Origin of the sequence: Streptomyces europaeiscabiei (assembly GCF_001550375.1) — a bacterium.
GTDB lineage: Bacteria > Actinomycetota > Actinomycetes > Streptomycetales > Streptomycetaceae > Streptomyces > Streptomyces europaeiscabiei.
In genome coordinates, this window is the sequence record NZ_LRTR01000716.1 from 12,205 (window position 1) to 28,051 (window position 15,847).

Below are 15,847 nucleotides of genomic sequence, written 5' to 3' on the forward strand. Positions count from 1 at the left end.
CGTCAACGGGTCCGACGTCACGGTCGACGCCAACGAGATGACCGTCGACTGTGCCTACGGCGACGAGGGCAAGGAGGGCAAGGGCATCTACGACGAAGGGCTGGACGGGCTCCCCGACACCCGTATCCTCGCCGGACGCTCTCTCACCGTTCCATGGGCCTGCGAACTCCCCAGGAGCGAGACGTTCCTCCAGGTCGAGGTCTCCCCCGACTACGACTCCGAGGAAGCTGTCTTCACCGGCAATGTGAAGAAGTGAGGGACGGGCACACTTGATGGCAGTGCGTGCGGCGCGTGCAGTGCGTGCGGTGCGTCGACAAGCACCTCCGGGAAGGACCCAGATGTTGATCATCTTTGGCACCAAGGGATACCTCTACCAGCTCGCGATACTGACGCTGGTGTGCGGGCAGTGCGGGAACCCCTCCGCGCACACGCTCAGGAAGCGGGTCACGAAGTTCACGCTGTTCTTCGTGCCGCTGTTCCCGGTCTCGACGAAGTACCAGACGCAGTGCACCTTCTGCGGTGCCGAGCAGAAGGTGAGCGCCGAGCAGGCCGAACAGCTCCAGGCGCAGAACGCGGGCGGTCACGGCGCCCGGTCCACCGGTCAGCCGCAGCAGCAGCCGTACCAGTCATGAGCGCGGTGAGAACGGGCTGAGCACGCCCGCTGTGGGGAAGCTGTGAGTTCACTGATTCTCATTCTTCCCTCAGTACTCGCTCAGCGTCGCCCCAGAAGCGGCCCCGACAGTCGCTGCCATGAACGAAATGAACGCGGGAGGCGTCCGGCAGCGCTCGGTCGAGATCGTGGTGCCGGTGTACAACGAGGCGCACGTCCTCGCCGGCAGTGTCGGCCGTCTCCACGCATACCTCGAAGCGTCCTTCCCGTTCCCGTTCCGGATCACGATCGCGGACAACGCGAGCACGGACGCCACCTGGGAGGCGGCCCTCGCCCTGGCCGACGGGCTCCCGCACGTGCACGCCGTCCATCTGGACCGGAAGGGGCGGGGGCGGGCGCTCAAGCACGTGTGGAGCCGGTCCACCGCGGACGTCGTCGCCTACATGGACGTCGACCTCTCGACCGGCCTCGAAGGCTTCCTGCCGCTGGTCGCGCCCCTGCTCTCCGGCCACAGCGACCTCGCGATCGGCAGCCGGCTGCACCGGCAGGCCGATGTCGTCCGCGGCCGCAAGCGTGAGTTCGTCTCCCGCTCCTACAACCTGCTGCTGAAGCTGGGCCTCGCCGCCCGCTTCTCCGACGCCCAGTGCGGCTTCAAGGCGGTACGCGCCGACGTCTTCCGCGCGCTCGCCCCGCACATCGAGGACACCGCCTGGTTCTTCGACACCGAACTCCTCGTGCTGGCCCAGCGCAACGGGCTCCGCGTCCACGAGGTCCCCGTCGACTGGGTCGACGACCCCGACAGCCGCGTCGACATCGTCCGCACCGCCCTCGACGACCTCAAGGGCATGGGCCGCATGCTCCGGGCGACGGTCGAACGCCGGGTCGTCGTGGCCGGCGTACCGCGCCGGGCGCATCGTTCCTGGGTCCCGGCCCCGCCCCTCGCTTCCCGTACGACCTCCCGTACGACCTGCCGTACGACCGCTCCCGACACCACCGCCGCACCCCTTCCCCAGCTCTCCCGGGGCCTCAAGGACATGGAGTACGCGTCATGACGACCCTCGCCCCGCCGCCCACCACCGGGCGGGACAGCGGCCCGAGGCATCGGGCCGAAGCTCCTCCCGCCGGAGCCGCCGGAGCCGCCGGAGCCGGGGGCGGTCTCGCCGCCCGCGCCCGCCGGATGTTCACCGGAGCGCCGGAGGACCCACGCTGGGCACGCCCGGCCCTGTGGGCGATCCTCGTCCTGGCCACGGCGCTGTACGCCTGGAACCTGTCCTCCATCACCGGCAACACCTTCTACAACGCGGCCGTCTACAGCGGCACGCAGAGCTGGAAGGCGTTCTTCTTCGGCGCGCTGGACGCGGGCAGCTTCATCACCGTCGACAAGCCGCCGTTCGCGCTGTGGGTCATGGGCCTGTCGGCCCGGGTGTTCGGCTACGGCACCTGGCAGATGATGCTGCCGATGGTCGCGGTCGGCGTCGGCTCGGTGGCCCTGCTGTACCGGATGGTCAAGCGCGACTTCGGGGCGGTGGCGGGCACGATCGCCGCGCTCGCCCTCACCCTCACGCCGATCACGGTCGCCATCACCCGGGACACCAACCCCGACCCGGTCCTCGTCTTCCTGATGCTGCTCGGCGCGGCGGCGCTCATGAAGGCCGTACGCACCGGACGCGTGATGCCCCTCGTCTGGTCCGGCGTCGCGATCGGGTTCGCGTTCAACACGAAGATGATGCAGGCGTACGTCGTCCTGCCGGTCTTCTTCCTGGTCTACCTCTGGACGGCGAACGCCTCGCTCGGCCGCCGGATCCGCAACCTCGCCGTCGGCACGGTCGCGCTGATCGTGTCGAGCGCCTGGTGGATGGTGGTCGTGGATCTGATCCCCGCCTCCTCCCGCCCGTACATCGGCGGCTCCACCGACAACACGGTCTGGGACCTCGTCATCGGCTACAACGGCTTCGGCCGGATCTTCGGCGCCAGTTCGTCGGTGGGCTCGCAGGGCAACGGGGCGAGCTTCGGCGGCGACGCGAGCGTCTACCGGATGTTCAACGAGATCATGGGCGGCCAGATCTCCTGGCTGATCCCGTTCGCGCTGATCGCCCTGGTGGGCGGTCTGGTGCTGCGGGGCGGTGCCCCTCGTACGGACGCCAGGCGGGCCGCGCTGCTGCTCTGGGGCGGCTGGTTCGTCCTGCACTACCTGACCTTCGCCCTCGCCGAGGGCACCTTCCACCCGTACTACGTCACCGCCATGGCCCCCGGTATCGCGGCGCTCGCCGGTGCGGGCGGGGTCATGCTGTACGGCGCCTTCAAGGAGGGCTCGGTCGCCAGGTGGAGCTGGGTGCTGCCGCTGGCGGTCGCGGTGAGCGCGGTCTGGGCGGTCGTGCTGCTGCAGCGGGTCTCCGGCTCCGGGACGATCTACACGGTCGCCCAGGTCGTGGCCGGTGTCGCCGGTGCGGTCGCCGTGATCGGGCTGCTCGTCGGACGGTTCACGCGGCGCCGGAAGCTGGTCGCGCTGGCCTCCCTCGCGGCGATCGTCGCGCTGCTGGCCGGGCCCGCCGCGTACTCGGTGTCGGCGGCCACCACCGCGAGCTCCAACGGCACCAACCCGACGGCCGGCCCCAACACCGGGGGCGGCATGGGCGGTGGCGGCGGCATGGGCGGCGGCCAGCGGCCCAGCGGGAACGCGCCGACCGGGAACACGCAGAACGGGAACGCCCCGAGCGGTACGGGCAGCTCCGGCTCCGGCAGCTCCGGATCGAGCTCCACCCCCAGCAACTCCACCGACTCCTCCGACTCCTCCGCCGGCACTCAGGCCGGTGGCGACGGTGGCGGTGGGGGCGGCATGGGCGGTGGCTCCCAGGTCTCCTCCGAGATGATCACGTACCTGAAGAAGAACCAGGACGGCGCGACCTGGCTGGTGGCGGTGGCCACCGACCAGACGGCCTCCTCGATCATCCTGGAGTCCGGTCAGCCCGTGATCTCCATGGGCGGCTGGTCCGGCAGCGACGAGGCCATGACCCTCGCCAAGCTCAAGGAGCTGGTGAGCACCGGCAAACTCCACTACATCGTCGTCAGCGACAGCGGCGGCCAGGGCGGCAGCAGCAGCGCCGCCTCCGAGATCGCCGAGTGGGTCAAGGAGAACGGCAGCGCCGTGAGCGACTACAGCGGCCTGTACCGCCTGGACGCGTCCGACGTCAGCTGACACTCACTCCTACCTGACCGACCGCTCCCGACGGGCGGGCCACCGGATCTCCCCCTCCGGCGGCCCGCCCGTCTGTTTCGATGGATACCTCCGCCCACACCGTCTTCCCCACGGGCCGACGAGGCGCCGACCCCCAGCGCACGGCCAGGACGTCCACCAGGAGCAGTCCTCGGCCGGACTCGCCCTCGGGATACGACAAGGGCGGGGTCGTGGGCGGCCACTTCGCGGAGGCGGCGTCCGCGACCTCGATGCGCACCAGGCCCGCAGCCGCGTCGAGGGCGAGCCGGAGGCCGAAGTCGTGTCCGGGAACCCGGCCGTGCTGTACGGCGTTCGCGGCGAGTTCGCCGACGACGATCGCGACCGCGCACGACGTGTCGGACACCGACAGATAGCCCCACTCCTGCATGCGCCGGACGGTGAAGCGTCGGGCGAGCCGCACACCTCGCGGTGAGGAGACGAACTGCTCCGCGAATGCGGGGAGTTCGCGTGCCGCGTCGGCGGGCGCGACGGTTTTCGCCGCAGGGGCCGCGGCGCTCCGTCGTGGCCCGTCTCCCGGGGTGGTCGTTCCTGTCCGCACGGTTGGTCCGTCCTTGTCTGTCGAGCCGAGGCGTTTCGCGACGTGCACGAGTCATCACGTTCCGTACCCAAGAATCGTCCGATCGACCTACGCTCGACAGGTGACACAGCCTTACTTTTCAGCCCGTAAGGAACGGAAGTGATGCTTTGGCCAACGGAATTGACCCCAGCACGTCGATGGCGGCCCTGTTCGGCGCCCGGGTACGCAGACTCCGTACGGCAGCCGGACTGACCCAGGCCGAGCTCGGCGACCGGACGCACGTGGTGAGCACACGGATCACGCAGATCGAGCGGGCGTCCGGGGCGAAGCCGACGCTGGAGCTGGCACGCGCGCTGGACGCGGCCCTAGGCGCGGACGACCTGTTGGTGGACCTGTGGCCGTACGTGTACCGGGAGGCGTTCCCGGACTGGTCACGGAAGTTCATGGAGTGCTCGGCGCGGGCGGTGGCCGTCCGCGAATACGCGGCTCATGTGGTGCCTGGCTTGTTGCAGACGGAGGACTACGCGCGGGCAGTGCTGAGTGTCGGTCGAACGCTCGGCAGCAAGGAGCAGTTGGAAGAGCGGGTCGCCCTTCGTATGGGACGACAGGAGCGCCTCGGTACGCCCGATCGTCCCGAACTGTGGGTGGTCCTCGACGAGGCGGTGCTCAGGCGTCCGGTCGGTGGCCGGGAGGTGATGGGTGAGCAGTTGGCACGGCTGCTCGGGACCGCGGCGGAACCTCACATCACCGTGCAGGTACTGCCGTTCGACCAAGGTGAGCACGATGCCCTGGGCGGATCGCTCACGGTGCTCACCATGCCGGACGGCTCGGAGATCGCCTACACGGAAGGCGCGCACTACGGCCAACTCATCGAGGATCCGGACGAAGTCAGGAGTTTTGCGCTGACTTACGATCGGCTGCGGGCGGCAGCTCTGCCGCCGCTCATGTCGCTCGACATGATCCGATCCGTGATGGAGGGCAACCACCGTGGAGCGAAGGTCCCGTCCCGATCCGAACGGCGTCGCCTGGCGCAAGAGCAGCTACAGCAATCAGGAGGGCGGCAACTGCGTGGAAGTGGCCGACGGGTTCCGGACCGTCGTCCCCGTCCGTGACAGCAAGGTCCCGCACGGTCCGGCGCTGTGCTTCGAAGCCGCCTCCTGGGCCGCCTTCATAGGCGAGTTGAAGGCCGGGCACCACCGACCCTGAGGCCGCCGGGCCCCGGCCGCCGTCCGTCCTACGGGCTCACCGGGCCCTTGTCCGCGAGGGTCCGGCGGGCCACTGACCTCCCCAAAGAACCGGGGGAAAGAACTACCCGCCCACCCACCCTCCCCGGTCGCGAAGCCCGCGTCACCCGTCCGAGTGACCGGCTTGCAGGCGTGGGATGCGGGCGGTTACGTTCGCCGCGACAACCGCAAACAGATACGGCCCCCGGCCGGGACTGCAATCCCGAACGAGGGCCTGACCAACCAGGAAGTAGTAGCTTCCCGATGGCTGACTCGCAGTCTAACGCGCGCCTGCGCGCCGACGCCGGAGCGCCGACCTCCGGCGTGATCCACGTACGCGCCCGCCTCACGGCCGACTTCACCGTGATCTCGAACGCCCTTGCCCAGCGGCGCGGCAGCGCGGTCACGGTCGGCGTCGCGACGTACATCTCCTCCCTGCCCACCGGCACCCTCGTGAGCATCACCGCCCTGTGCGAGCACTTCGACGAGGGCGAGATCCTGATCTCGCGGGCGCTCAGGGAACTCGAAGCGGCCGGATACCTGGAGCGCCGCCGCGAGCGAACACCCGCCGGGAAGATCCGTACCCGGACGTACTTCTACGACATCCCCGGCGGCGATCCGGCCCTGAATCCGGATCCGGACGGACCTCCTGAGTCGCCCAGGCCCCGTCGGCCCCGGAAGCAGCCCGCCACCGCGGCGGTCATGCCGACGCCCGCGTCCGCGTCCGTGGCCGCGGAGGGGGCCGTGGAGGAAGCCGTGGCCGCGCCCGTGCAGGCGGAGGCGGAGGCACCGGTCCCGCTCGCCGCCGCCGACGCCGACCCGCGCGCCATCGCCGTACTCGCCGCCCTGCGCCGGGTCGATCCCCGCCTCGTCGTGTCCGTGCAGGAAGCCGCCCGCCTCGCCCCGGCCGTCACCCGGTGGCTCACGGCAGGCTTCCTGCCCACCCAGATCACGGACCACCTCACCACAGGACTCCCGGACCGCCTTCTGGTCCGCCCGGCCGGCATCCTCGGCCACCGCCTCAAGGAGACTCCTCTTCCCCTGCCCGCACCGGCCGGAAGCGCAGAACCCCCCGTACGTCAGGCAGTCGCGGCCATGCGGAACTGCGACGGTTGCGAACGGGGCTTCCGCTCCGCGGAACACAGCCGCTGCCGGGACTGCAGGTCCGCGGACCACCTTCGTGCGGCCGGCTGACCGGTGGGTGGGTGTGCGGTCCACCCACAGGTGGGAAAGTTCAGGGGCTGACGTCCAGGATGCGCACCGGCTGTTCCTTCCACGTGTGCGGCCGGGTGGTCGCGATCACCGCACCGTCCGGCCGGTCGGGACTGGGCTGGGCGGCGTAGAGGGTGTGTGCGTCGGCCCACGTGGTCGCGCGGGCCACCGACAGGGCGGCCGGCAGATCAAGGTCGACGATCGCGATGCCGGGCAGGGCTGCGATGTGCTCCGCGATGCCTGGCCGGGCCCGATCGGCCTCGACCAGGGCACACACGGTGGCGTACAGAAGCCAGCCCGGCTCGGCGTGAGCGCGATGGATCAGCCGGGAAGTCAGGGCGTTGCCCCGCCCAGCGGCCACCATCGCGCTCTCGTCGAGGAACACATGAACGTCACGGGTCACGCGGCACCCGCCTCGGTCATACGGCGGTCCAGCTCGGCGTCCAACTCGGCCTGCTCATGCTGGTCGGGGTCGTAGCCGTTCCACTCCCGCAGCACCACCCGCGCCTTCTCCGCACGCTCGGCCCGCTCCGCCGGGGTGAGCAGAGTCTCGGCGAGCCGGGCCAGGTAGGAACGCAGGGACAGTCCTTCCTCAGCAGCTATCTCGGCAAGCCGGTCGCGGGCATCGGCGGGGATACGGACGTTGGCGTCGGGCATGACACAGACTCCCTTTCACTCACGACCAGGGTACGGGCGGGGTACGGGTACGTAACCGTACCCATGGCGCACCACTCTAGCGTCCATCAGCTCGGCCATGCCTTGGGTGCTGCACAGTGCCCCCACCACCTGCCCGTCCGGTCCCAGCCGACCACAGGCCGTCAGGACGCACGCGCCGGTGACGTGAGGTCCGCCCGCTCGTCTCGACCCGCCGCCCACAACACCAGCGTCACCGTCACCGACGCCCCCGCCATGACCGCCATCGCCGCGCCCGGTGAGGTCAGTTGGGCCACCCCGCCCGCCAGGCCCGCGCTCACGCCCTGCAACGTGAGCATGCCCGCCGAGTGCAACCCCAGCGCGTGGCCCGTGAGTTCGGGCGGGGTCAGGGCCAGCAGGCGCTGTTGCTGGACCAGGCTCGCGCCGAAACCGAGGGAGGCAAGGGTCGCGCAGGCCGCGGCGGCGGGGGTCGGCGGGTGGAGGGCGAAGAGCAGGTACGGGGTGGCCAGGAGCAGGAGGAGGGGCGTGGCCAGGCGGTCGCGTACCCGGGGTGGGAGGAGACGGCCGACCGTCACGTCGCCCGCCAGCATGCCGAGCGCCGCGCAGGCGAAGAGGAGGCCCGCGCGGTCGGGGGCGTACGCGACGAACAGGGACTCGCAGCCGACGACCAGGCCGTTGGGGATCCACAGGCCCAGATAGAGGCGGCGGCGCGGGGCGGACGACCACAGGCGGGCGTTCGTGCGCCAGGTCTCGGCGACGGACGGGCGGCCGGAGGCGCGCGGGGCGCGGCGGTTCAGGCCCAGGACGGAACAGAGGGCCCCTGCCGCGTACAGGGCCGCCGCCACCAGCAGCGTGACCGCCGGGGACAGCAACGCCACCAGGGCGCCGCCGGTCGCGTAGCCGACGATCTGTGTGACCCCGTGCAGCATGTTGAACACCGAGCGGCCGAGCAGATAGCCGTCCTTCGGGAGGATCTCGTTCAGCAGGCCCCAGCGGACTCCGCCGCCGAGGGACGCGACCAGGCCCTGGGCGGCGATCACCGCGAAGACCGTCCACAGGGGCAGGCCGGGCAGGGCAAGGGACGCCGTGCTCGCCGCGAGGACCACCGCCAGGCCGGTCGTCGTCGCCCGCGGCGGCAGCCGGTCCGCGGCCGAGAGCAGCGTCGTCGCACCGATCACCTGGGCGAGGGACGGGCCGAACATGCTGAGCGCGGACAGGAGCGGGGAGCCGGTCGCCGCGTAGACGGAGGTGGCGAGGGCGAGGCCGCCGATCGTGGAGGCGGCGACCTGGAGGGAGGAGGCGACGAAGAGAGGGGTGAACTCCCTGGTGCGGAAGAGGTCTTGATAGCTGCGCATGGGAAATGACCCTCGCCCCCTCCGGCCGCCCGCCGTAATGTTTCGCGCACACGCGAAAGCTGCACCGGCGACGGCTGCACCCACGAAAGCCGCAACCGCGACAGCTCCGCCGAAGCCGAGGCGCGCGCCGGGACGGGCTCGCGCCGAACCCCGGAGGTGTCCACGTGGGCTGGTGGCAGGTCAACGCCGACACACTCGCCGGGAGCCGGTTCGTCGTCTCGCCGCTCGCGGAGACGTTCGCGAGCCTGAAGATGCTGCACGCCGGGGCGGGGACACACCCCGGGGAGCGGGCCTGGCTGCGGGCCCACCTGCCCGCGTACCGGGCCGAGTCGGCCGGGGATCCCGTCACCGCCCTGCTGATCCGCTCGGGGCTCGGCAAGGAGTGGATCGCCGACTTCCTCACCCCCACACCGCGCGAGGACGAGACCTTCGCGGACGGGATCGCCCGTGTCCGGGGCGCCGACCCCGCCGCCGCCCGCGCCCACCTCGCCCTCTCCCTGCGCGGCCCGCTGCCCGCCGCCCTGCACCGCGACGACCTGCCCGACCGTGCGGCCGACCTCCTGACGTACGTGTGGGAGGAGACCGTACGGCCGTACTGGGAGCGGCGTCGGCGGGTGCTGGAGGCCGATGTGCTCGCCCGGACCGCGCTGTTGGGGCAGGGCGGCTGGGCGGCCGTGCTGGACGCGATGCGACCGGGGATGCGCTGGCTCGGCGAGAACCGGCTGCAGGTCAACGCGCACGAATACCCGCCGCGCGAGATCTCCGGGGCACGGCTGGTCTTCGTGCCGGTCACACCACAGCGGACGGGGTGGGTGGCGTGGGAGGAGCGGGAACGGTACGCCGTCGTGTATCCGTGCTCGGGCGTCCTCGCCGGCAAAAGCGGCACCACCGCCGTGCCCCCGGCCCTCGGCCCCCTCCTCGGCGACGCCCGCGCCCGGGTCCTCGTCCTCCTCGACGCCCCCATGAGCACGACCCAACTGTGCGCGGTGACCGGCCAGACCCTCGGCTCCGTCGGCCGCCACCTGAAGGTGCTGCTGGACGCCGGGCTGGTCCGGCGCGGGCGGGCCGGACGGTCGGTGCTGTACGCGCGCACGGCGGAGGGCGAGGTGCTGCTGCGTGCCGCACCACACCCACGCTGAGGCGAACGTCCTTCCGGAGATAGCATCCGTTTATGACTACGAACAACGCCACCCCCTCCGTCCTGGACGTACAGATCGACGCCCTCAAGGGCGGTTCCGCGGACCTCTCGCAGTACGCCGGACAGGCCGTCCTCGTCGTGAACGTCGCCTCCAAGTGCGGTCTCACCCCCCAGTACACGGGCCTGGAGGCACTGCAGGCGCGCTACGCCGCGCAGGGCTTCACCGTGCTCGGGGTGCCGTGCAACCAGTTCCTCGGGCAGGAGCCGGGGTCGGCCGACGAGATCGCGGAGTTCTGCTCGGCGACGTACGGCGTGACCTTCCCGATGACCGAGAAGGTCGAGGTCAACGGGGAGGGCCGGCACGCGCTGTACCAGCGGCTGGTGGACCACGCGGACGCCGAGGGGCACACCGGTGACATCCGCTGGAACTTCGAGAAGTTCCTGATCGGCCGTGACGGCTCGGTCGTCGCCCGCTTCTCGCCGCAGACCGAGCCCGAGGCGGCGGAGCTGGTCGCCGCCGTGGAGAAGGCCATCGGCTGACGCCCCGCGGGGTCGTTCGTTGACCTTGCCCCTGGGGCAAGGGGCACCGTCTCTCTCGTCGGGCGGAGGGCGCCCGGCGACGGAGGATGACCCAGTGCACATCGACGATGCGGACGACCTGCTCACCATCGGTGCCTTCGCCGCCCGCGCGCGGCTGTCGGCGAAGGCGCTGCGGCTGTACGACCGGCTGGGGCTGCTCCCGCCGGCGTACGTCGACGAGGTGAACGGCTACCGGTACTACCGGGCCGGCCAGGCCGAACGTGCCCGTCTGGTGGCCCTGCTGCGCCAGCTCGACATGCCGCTCTCGCGGATCGCGGAGATCGTGGACGGCGTCGAACCGGCCGGCACTCGGGCCGCCGACCTGCTCGCCGCGTACTGGGCCGAGGCCGAGGAACGGTTCGCGTCACAGCGGACCCTTGCCGCCTACCTCCGTGGACGTTTGTCGGGAACGGAGTCAGGCATGGACGAGACGTACGGGAAGTTCACGGTCGAGACGGTCGATACGGCCCCACAGGTGCTGCTGACCCAGTCGCGGCACACGCTCGCGGACGAGTTGCCGACGTGGATCGGGGCGTCGCTGGGGCGGCTGGAGGAGGGCGCGGCGGTGTGCGGCGGGACCACCGGCGCGCCGTTCGTCGTGTACCACTCCGAGGTGTCCATGGAGAGTGACGGGCCCGCGGAGTCGTGTGTGCCGGTCGCCGACGAGAGCGCGGCGCGGGCATGGGCGGCCGAGCACGGGCGGGCCTGGGAGACGAAGGTCCGGGTGGAACCGGCGGGACGGCTCGTGTACACCCGGATCAGCAAGGCCCAGGTGGCCCATCCACAGATCCTCGCGGCCTTCGAGGCGGTCGAACGGTGGATCGCCGCGCGCGGCCTGGAGGTCACCGGCCCGTGCCGTGAGATCTACTTCGCGGACTGGGACGCGGCGGGCCCCGAAGACCTGGTGTGCGACGTGGCGTTCCCGGTCGCATCCTGACCCGTGGGGCACGGGGCACGGCCGTAGGGCTTTCCCTACGGCCGTAGCGGATCGCACACGTCCTGTCGGCCAACTGTCGGCGAGTGATTAGCGTCTACCTCAACACACGTCTGTCCCCACGCACGGAGAACGTACGGAGAAGGCACGGAGAAGGCACGGAGTACGGCTGGGAAGGCGTCTGTGAAGGCGTCTGTGAAGGCGTTCAAGAAGAGTTCGAGAAGACGTTTGTGAAGACCGCACCCGCCCGCACGAGTCGAAACGGAACGGAAGACCCGCAGTGGCCTTTGCCGAGCTGACCCCACGACGGCCCGTCTCGCGCGCCGACAAACCGTCGCGCGAGCCGTGGCGGGAACGCCACCGGGTGCCCCTCACGGCCGCCCTGTGCGCCCTGCCGCTGTACTTCGTGTGGTGGGCGGTCTTCGCCACCGGCGGCGGCGATCTGGCGGCCCAGGTGGCGTGGGCGGAGTTCGCGAAGATGTACCCGGACTCCGCGGTCAACCTGTTCTGGTACGGCGGGCTGCACGCGGCGAACTACAGCGTGCTCTCGCCGTATCTGATGGCGGCGTGCGGAGTCGTCCCCGTCACGCTGGTGTCGGGGCTCTCGGCCTCCTGGCTGGCCGGTGCGGTCGTCACTCGTACGGGTGTACGTGCGCCGGTGCCGGTCGCGCTGGCGGCGACGTTCTCGCTGTGGTGCCAGGTGGTGTCGGGGCGGTCCACGTTCATGCTGGGCACGGCCTTCGCGATGGGGGCCCTGCTGGCGGTGCTGAGCGGGCGCGGCGGGCGGCAGCTCGCGGTGGCGGCGGTGTGCGCGACGCTGTCCACGCTGGGGAGCCCCGTCTCCGGGCTGTTCCTCCTCGTGGTCGGCGCCGCGTATCTGCTGTGCCGCGAGTGGGGCAGGGCGGCGGCGCTGATCGCGCCGCCGGTGACCGTCGTCGCCGTGACCACGCTGCTGTTCCCCTTCGACGGCGAGCAGCCCATGGCCTTCAGCCGGATCTGGCCCCCGGTCGTGCTGTGCGTGGTGGTCGTGCTGGTCGCGCCGAGCGCCTGGCGGGTGCTGCGCCTGAGCGCCGCGATCTACGCGCTCGGCGTGGTCCTCTGCTATCTGATCCCCACCCCCATCGGCACCAACGTCGAACGCCTCCTGGAGCTGGCGGGCCCGGCGGCGGCCCTGGCGATCTGCCTGTACCGGGGCGAGGCGCGCACGGCCGACGCCCGGCTGCCGCTGTCCTGGTTCACGCCCCGGCGTCGGCAGATCGCCGGAGTGGTGGCCCTGGTGCTCTCGGTGACCTGGCTGACCGGCAAGACGACCGCCGACATCGTCACCAACACCAAGGTGCCCGAGTGGGCGGTGAAGACCGACGGTGTGGTGAAGGAGCTGAAACGGCTCGGCGCCTGGAAGACCCGCGTCGAGGTGGTGCCGGCCCGCGACCACCGCGAGGCCGCCATCCTCGCCCCGTACATCAACATGGCACGCGGCTGGAACCGGCAGGCCGACGTCGAGCGCGGCCGCCTCTTCTACGAGGGCCACGGCGGGACCGAGGTGCCCGAGGGGGCCTTCACGCCGACCGCGTACAAGGCGTGGCTCTCGCAGTGGGCCGTCGGGTTCGTGGTCCTCGTCAACGGCGAGCCGGACGGGCCCGCCGAGCTCGAACACGCGCTGGTGACCAGCGGACCGGGCTATCTGGAGCCGGTCTGGCAGGACGCCAACTGGAAGATCTACCGGGTGAAGAACGCGACCCCCCTGGTCGACAGGCCGGCCTCCGTCGTCAGCGCGGACGGCGCCAACCTCGTCGTCCACATGCCGAAGGCCGGCGAGATCACCGTCCGCGTCGCCTACTCCCCCTGGCTCTGGGCCGACAACGGCTGCCTCACCGCCGACCGCGAGTCCGACGGCGACCTCACCGAGTTCACCCGCCTGACGGTGCATGAGCCGGGGAATGTGCGGATCAGCTCCCAGTACGGCGGACCGTCACGGACGACGGCCCTGGAGTGCGAGAAGGAAGCGGACGAGAAGGCGGAGCAGGGGGACGGGGAGGAAGGGTAGACGGGTAGGGCGCGTAGGGCGCGTAGGGCGCGTAGGGCGCGTAGGGCGCGTAGGGCGCGTAGGGCGGGTGCGCGTCACACGCCGGGCCGTACAGCACCGAAGCGCTCCTTGCGACCATGTGGTCGCAAGGAGCGCTTCGGTATTGGTCCGGCGGTCCGCTCCGGCCCGGTCAGGGCGCTCGGGGCAGGGGACCGCGGGTCAGCCGACGCGGGTCAGCTTGGCGAGGAAGCCGGGCTCGGTGAGGTCCTTCTGGAGGGCGACCGGTACCTCGACGCCGTCACCGGCGCCGTCGCCGACGATCAGTGAGCCGACCTCGGTGCCCGACTTCGCCTCGTGCGGGATGGTGGCGCTCGGGTCGAGTTCGAGCTTGACCGTCTTGCCTGCCCAGCCGACCGCCGAGACGTTCTTGGTGACCACGACCGGGGTCTGTCCGCCGAGCCCGTCGTCGACGTAACCGACGACGTCGCCCTTCTTCAGGATCGTGTCGGAGATCAACGCGTCCTGGGCGGCGAGCATCGCGGTCTTGCTGACCGCGTTGACCGTGTCGATGATCGGCGGTGTGTGCTGGCCGAGGACCGCGCCGACGACGATCACCGTCTCACCGCCGACCTCCTTCGTGGCCGCGAAGAGCAGGTTGCCGCCGGCGGCCGTGGTGGAGCCGGTCTTGATGCCGATGGCGTTGTCGTACGGGACGAGGGTGTTGTAGTTCCGATGCTTCAGGCCTGAGGGGTCCTTCCACTCGGGCAGCCTGGTGATGTCCGTCAGTGCCTTCATCTTCACCAGCGCGTTGCCGAGCTTGACCTGGTCCTCGGCGGTGGAGACGGTCGTCTCCTTCAGCCCGGACGGGTCGGTGTACGTGGTGTCGGTCATGCCGAGGTCCTTGGCGGCGGCGTTCATCTTCTTGACGAACTCCTCCTCGGAACCGTTGCTGTCCCAACGGGCGAGCAGCCGTGCGACGTTGTTCGCGGACGGAATCATGATGGCCGCGATCGCGTCGTACTGGGAGAGTTCGTCGCCCTCCTTGACGGTGTTGAGCGTGGACTCGCCGTCCTTGTCGTAGCCGCCCTCGGTCTCCGCCTTCGCGTCGACCGGGATCGCCGCGCCCTTCTCGCCGGCCTTCATCGGGTGTTCCTTGAGGATGACGTACGCGGTCATCGCCTTGGCGACGGAGCCGATGGCCACGGGCTTCTGCTCGCCGAAGCTGTCCACCGTGCCGATGCCGTTGACGTCCATCCAGCCCTGGCCCTCGGCGGGCCACGGCAGGTCGACCTTGCCGCCCTTGAACGCGTACGACTCGTCGGCGGTCAGGGCGAGCGTGGGGGTGGGGAGCGAGCGGACCGACTGTGCGACCGCAAACACAATCACCAGCAGGATGGCCAGGGGCGTCCAGATCTTGACCCGGCGGATGATCGTCCGCACGGGGGTCTGGCGCGGGGGTGGCGTGTTGGTCAGCTCCGCCAGCAGATCCAGCGGCGGCTTGGGCGGCAGCGGCTGCTGCGTCGTCCGCTCCGGGCCCACCTGCGGGATGGCCCGCGTCGCCTCCGCCGGGCTGGTGGCGGGGCTGCCGGGGGCAGCCGCCGGGGGCTTGGGCGGGGCGTGCTCGTCCAGCTGCTTCAACGCGACGAATTTGCTGGTGCGCTCCGCTGGGGGCGGGGAATCCGCGATGTCGCCCTTGGCGGCGGCGTCGGTGGCGCGGGCGTCGGTGGCGCGGGCGTCGGTGGCTGCGGGCTTGTCGTCGGCCCTGGGCTTGTCGTCGACCTCGGAGCTGTCGGAGACCTCGGCCTTGTCGGAGATCCCGGACCTGTCGGCGCCCTTGGGCTTGTCGGCGTCCTTGGGCTTGTCGGGGACCCCGGCGTCCTCGGCGGGGGCGGCGGGCTCGGTGGCCTTGGTGGCACCGCCGCCCAGCTTGAGCATGGTGGTGGGGTGATCCACGGCGGGCGGCCGGGGAGCCCGGAAGATCGCGGTCGGATGGTCCACAGACCGTCCCGCCCCGGCTCCGCCATCGCCCTCCGACCCCGGCCGCGCCTCGGCGCCGGATGCCGAAGCCGTGGCGGCCTCCGGCTCGTCGTCGGCTTGAACGGCCTCGGGGGCTGCGTCGGCCGGACTTTCGGCATCGGTCTCGGGGGCTACGTCGGGCCGGGCTTCGACATCGGCCTCGGCCTCGGGGGCTGTGTCGGCCTGAGCACCGGCATCGGCATCGGCAGTGGCGTCGGCCTGGGCCTCGGCGCCCGACTCGGGGCTCGTCGTCTCCTCCGCCCGCGCTGCGGGCAGTCGTGCCGCCGAGGCGGCACGGGTGGACGCAGCGGCACCCCGCTCGCGCGGGTCGGCGTCACCGCCCTCGCC

General features: G+C 71.2%; 15 protein-coding genes and 1 pseudogene. 11 read left to right on the forward strand and 5 right to left on the reverse strand.

The annotated features are described in order from the left end of the window. The first annotated feature begins 37 nt into the window (after positions 1-37). From AWZ10_RS35535 to AWZ10_RS35550, 4 genes are all read left to right on the forward strand, one after another. Positions 38-256 (forward strand): hypothetical protein, encoded by a 219-nt coding sequence (locus tag AWZ10_RS35535; RefSeq protein ID WP_208618607.1) that lies wholly within the window; start codon positions 38-40, stop codon positions 254-256. Between the two features lie 82 nt (positions 257-338). Further along, positions 339-632, forward strand: a complete 294-nt coding sequence (locus tag AWZ10_RS35540) for a zinc-ribbon domain-containing protein (RefSeq protein WP_037705450.1) — start codon at positions 339-341, stop codon at positions 630-632. Between the two features lie 118 nt (positions 633-750). Then, positions 751-1,662: a glycosyltransferase gene (locus AWZ10_RS35545; RefSeq protein ID WP_079104567.1), complete on the forward strand. Its 912-nt coding sequence runs from the start codon at positions 751-753 to the stop codon at positions 1,660-1,662. Then, positions 1,659-3,806 (forward strand): ArnT family glycosyltransferase, encoded by a 2,148-nt coding sequence (locus tag AWZ10_RS35550; RefSeq protein ID WP_060893059.1) that lies wholly within the window; start codon positions 1,659-1,661, stop codon positions 3,804-3,806. Before AWZ10_RS35545 ends, AWZ10_RS35550 begins: the two co-directional genes overlap by 4 nt. Here AWZ10_RS35550 and AWZ10_RS35555 read toward each other — a convergent pair. After that, positions 3,799-4,383, reverse strand: coding sequence for an ATP-binding protein (locus tag AWZ10_RS35555; protein ID WP_079104569.1), 585 nt, complete (start codon positions 4,381-4,383; stop codon positions 3,799-3,801). The two genes, AWZ10_RS35550 and AWZ10_RS35555, sit on opposite strands and share 8 nt — an antisense overlap. A gap of 176 nt (positions 4,384-4,559) precedes the next feature. Here AWZ10_RS35555 and AWZ10_RS35560 point away from each other — a divergent pair, with 176 nt between their 5' ends. From AWZ10_RS35560 to AWZ10_RS35565, 3 genes are all read left to right on the forward strand, one after another. Next, complete coding sequence (locus AWZ10_RS35560; protein ID WP_046706859.1) at positions 4,560-5,474, forward strand: helix-turn-helix domain-containing protein; 915 nt, start codon at positions 4,560-4,562, stop codon at positions 5,472-5,474. Further along, positions 5,437-5,568 carry a DUF397 domain-containing protein gene (locus tag AWZ10_RS54330; protein ID WP_244172656.1) on the forward strand — a complete coding sequence of 44 codons (132 nt, stop codon included), beginning with the start codon at positions 5,437-5,439 and terminating at the stop codon, positions 5,566-5,568. Before AWZ10_RS35560 ends, AWZ10_RS54330 begins: the two co-directional genes overlap by 38 nt. 281 nt (positions 5,569-5,849) lie before the next feature. Then, complete coding sequence (locus AWZ10_RS35565; RefSeq protein ID WP_208618608.1) at positions 5,850-6,779, forward strand: hypothetical protein; 930 nt, start codon at positions 5,850-5,852, stop codon at positions 6,777-6,779. 40 nt (positions 6,780-6,819) lie between these two features. On the opposite strand, the gene AWZ10_RS35570 is transcribed toward AWZ10_RS35565, so the two are convergent. From AWZ10_RS35570 to AWZ10_RS35580, 3 genes are all read right to left on the reverse strand, one after another. Next, a complete protein-coding gene (locus AWZ10_RS35570) occupies positions 6,820-7,161 on the reverse strand; it encodes a PIN domain-containing protein (protein ID WP_046706868.1) in 342 nt (113 codons plus the stop codon). Between the two features lie 35 nt (positions 7,162-7,196). Further along, positions 7,197-7,454, reverse strand: coding sequence for an Arc family DNA-binding protein (locus AWZ10_RS35575; RefSeq protein WP_046706857.1), 258 nt, complete (start codon positions 7,452-7,454; stop codon positions 7,197-7,199). 161 nt (positions 7,455-7,615) lie between these two features. Further along, positions 7,616-8,806: an MFS transporter gene (locus AWZ10_RS35580; protein WP_060893060.1), complete on the reverse strand. Its 1,191-nt coding sequence runs from the start codon at positions 8,804-8,806 to the stop codon at positions 7,616-7,618. 164 nt (positions 8,807-8,970) lie between these two features. Between AWZ10_RS35580 and AWZ10_RS35585 the strand changes: the two genes are divergently transcribed. The 4 genes from AWZ10_RS35585 to AWZ10_RS35600 all read left to right on the forward strand — a co-directional run bounded on the left by AWZ10_RS35585 (position 8,971) and on the right by AWZ10_RS35600 (position 13,504). Next, positions 8,971-9,945, forward strand: a complete 975-nt coding sequence (locus AWZ10_RS35585) for an ArsR/SmtB family transcription factor (RefSeq protein ID WP_060893061.1) — start codon at positions 8,971-8,973, stop codon at positions 9,943-9,945. A gap of 32 nt (positions 9,946-9,977) precedes the next feature. After that, positions 9,978-10,484, forward strand: a complete 507-nt coding sequence (locus tag AWZ10_RS35590) for a glutathione peroxidase (RefSeq protein ID WP_046709475.1) — start codon at positions 9,978-9,980, stop codon at positions 10,482-10,484. Between the two features lie 94 nt (positions 10,485-10,578). Then, positions 10,579-11,460 carry a MerR family transcriptional regulator gene (locus AWZ10_RS35595; RefSeq protein WP_060893062.1) on the forward strand — a complete coding sequence of 294 codons (882 nt, stop codon included), beginning with the start codon at positions 10,579-10,581 and terminating at the stop codon, positions 11,458-11,460. A 361-nt stretch (positions 11,461-11,821) separates the two neighbouring features. Then, the gene (locus AWZ10_RS35600) at positions 11,822-13,504 is read left to right on the forward strand and encodes a hypothetical protein (RefSeq protein WP_046709477.1); all 1,683 of its coding nucleotides are present in this window, start codon (positions 11,822-11,824) and stop codon (positions 13,502-13,504) included. 198 nt (positions 13,505-13,702) lie between these two features. On the opposite strand, the pseudogene AWZ10_RS35605 reads toward AWZ10_RS35600, so the two are convergent. After that, positions 13,703-15,847: pseudogene (locus AWZ10_RS35605) on the reverse strand (D-alanyl-D-alanine carboxypeptidase); the annotation flags it as partial.

Bases quoted from the DNA above. Each gene is read 5' to 3' on its own strand.
- AWZ10_RS35580 (WP_060893060.1), bottom strand. From the start codon at position 8,806: ATGCGCAGCTATCAAGACCTCTTCCGCACCAGGGAGTTCACCCCTCTC.
- AWZ10_RS35560 (WP_046706859.1), top strand. From the start codon at position 4,560: ATGGCGGCCCTGTTCGGCGCCCGGGTACGCAGACTCCGTACGGCAGCC.
- AWZ10_RS35570 (WP_046706868.1), bottom strand. From the start codon at position 7,161: ATGGTGGCCGCTGGGCGGGGCAACGCCCTGACTTCCCGGCTGATCCAT.
- AWZ10_RS35590 (WP_046709475.1), top strand. From the start codon at position 9,978: ATGACTACGAACAACGCCACCCCCTCCGTCCTGGACGTACAGATCGAC.
- AWZ10_RS35535 (WP_208618607.1), top strand. From the start codon at position 38: ATGACCGTCGACTGTGCCTACGGCGACGAGGGCAAGGAGGGCAAGGGC.
- AWZ10_RS35565 (WP_208618608.1), top strand. From the start codon at position 5,850: ATGGCTGACTCGCAGTCTAACGCGCGCCTGCGCGCCGACGCCGGAGCG.
- AWZ10_RS35545 (WP_079104567.1), top strand. From the start codon at position 751: ATGAACGAAATGAACGCGGGAGGCGTCCGGCAGCGCTCGGTCGAGATC.
- AWZ10_RS35575 (WP_046706857.1), bottom strand. From the start codon at position 7,454: ATGCCCGACGCCAACGTCCGTATCCCCGCCGATGCCCGCGACCGGCTT.
- AWZ10_RS35540 (WP_037705450.1), top strand. From the start codon at position 339: ATGTTGATCATCTTTGGCACCAAGGGATACCTCTACCAGCTCGCGATA.
- AWZ10_RS35550 (WP_060893059.1), top strand. From the start codon at position 1,659: ATGACGACCCTCGCCCCGCCGCCCACCACCGGGCGGGACAGCGGCCCG.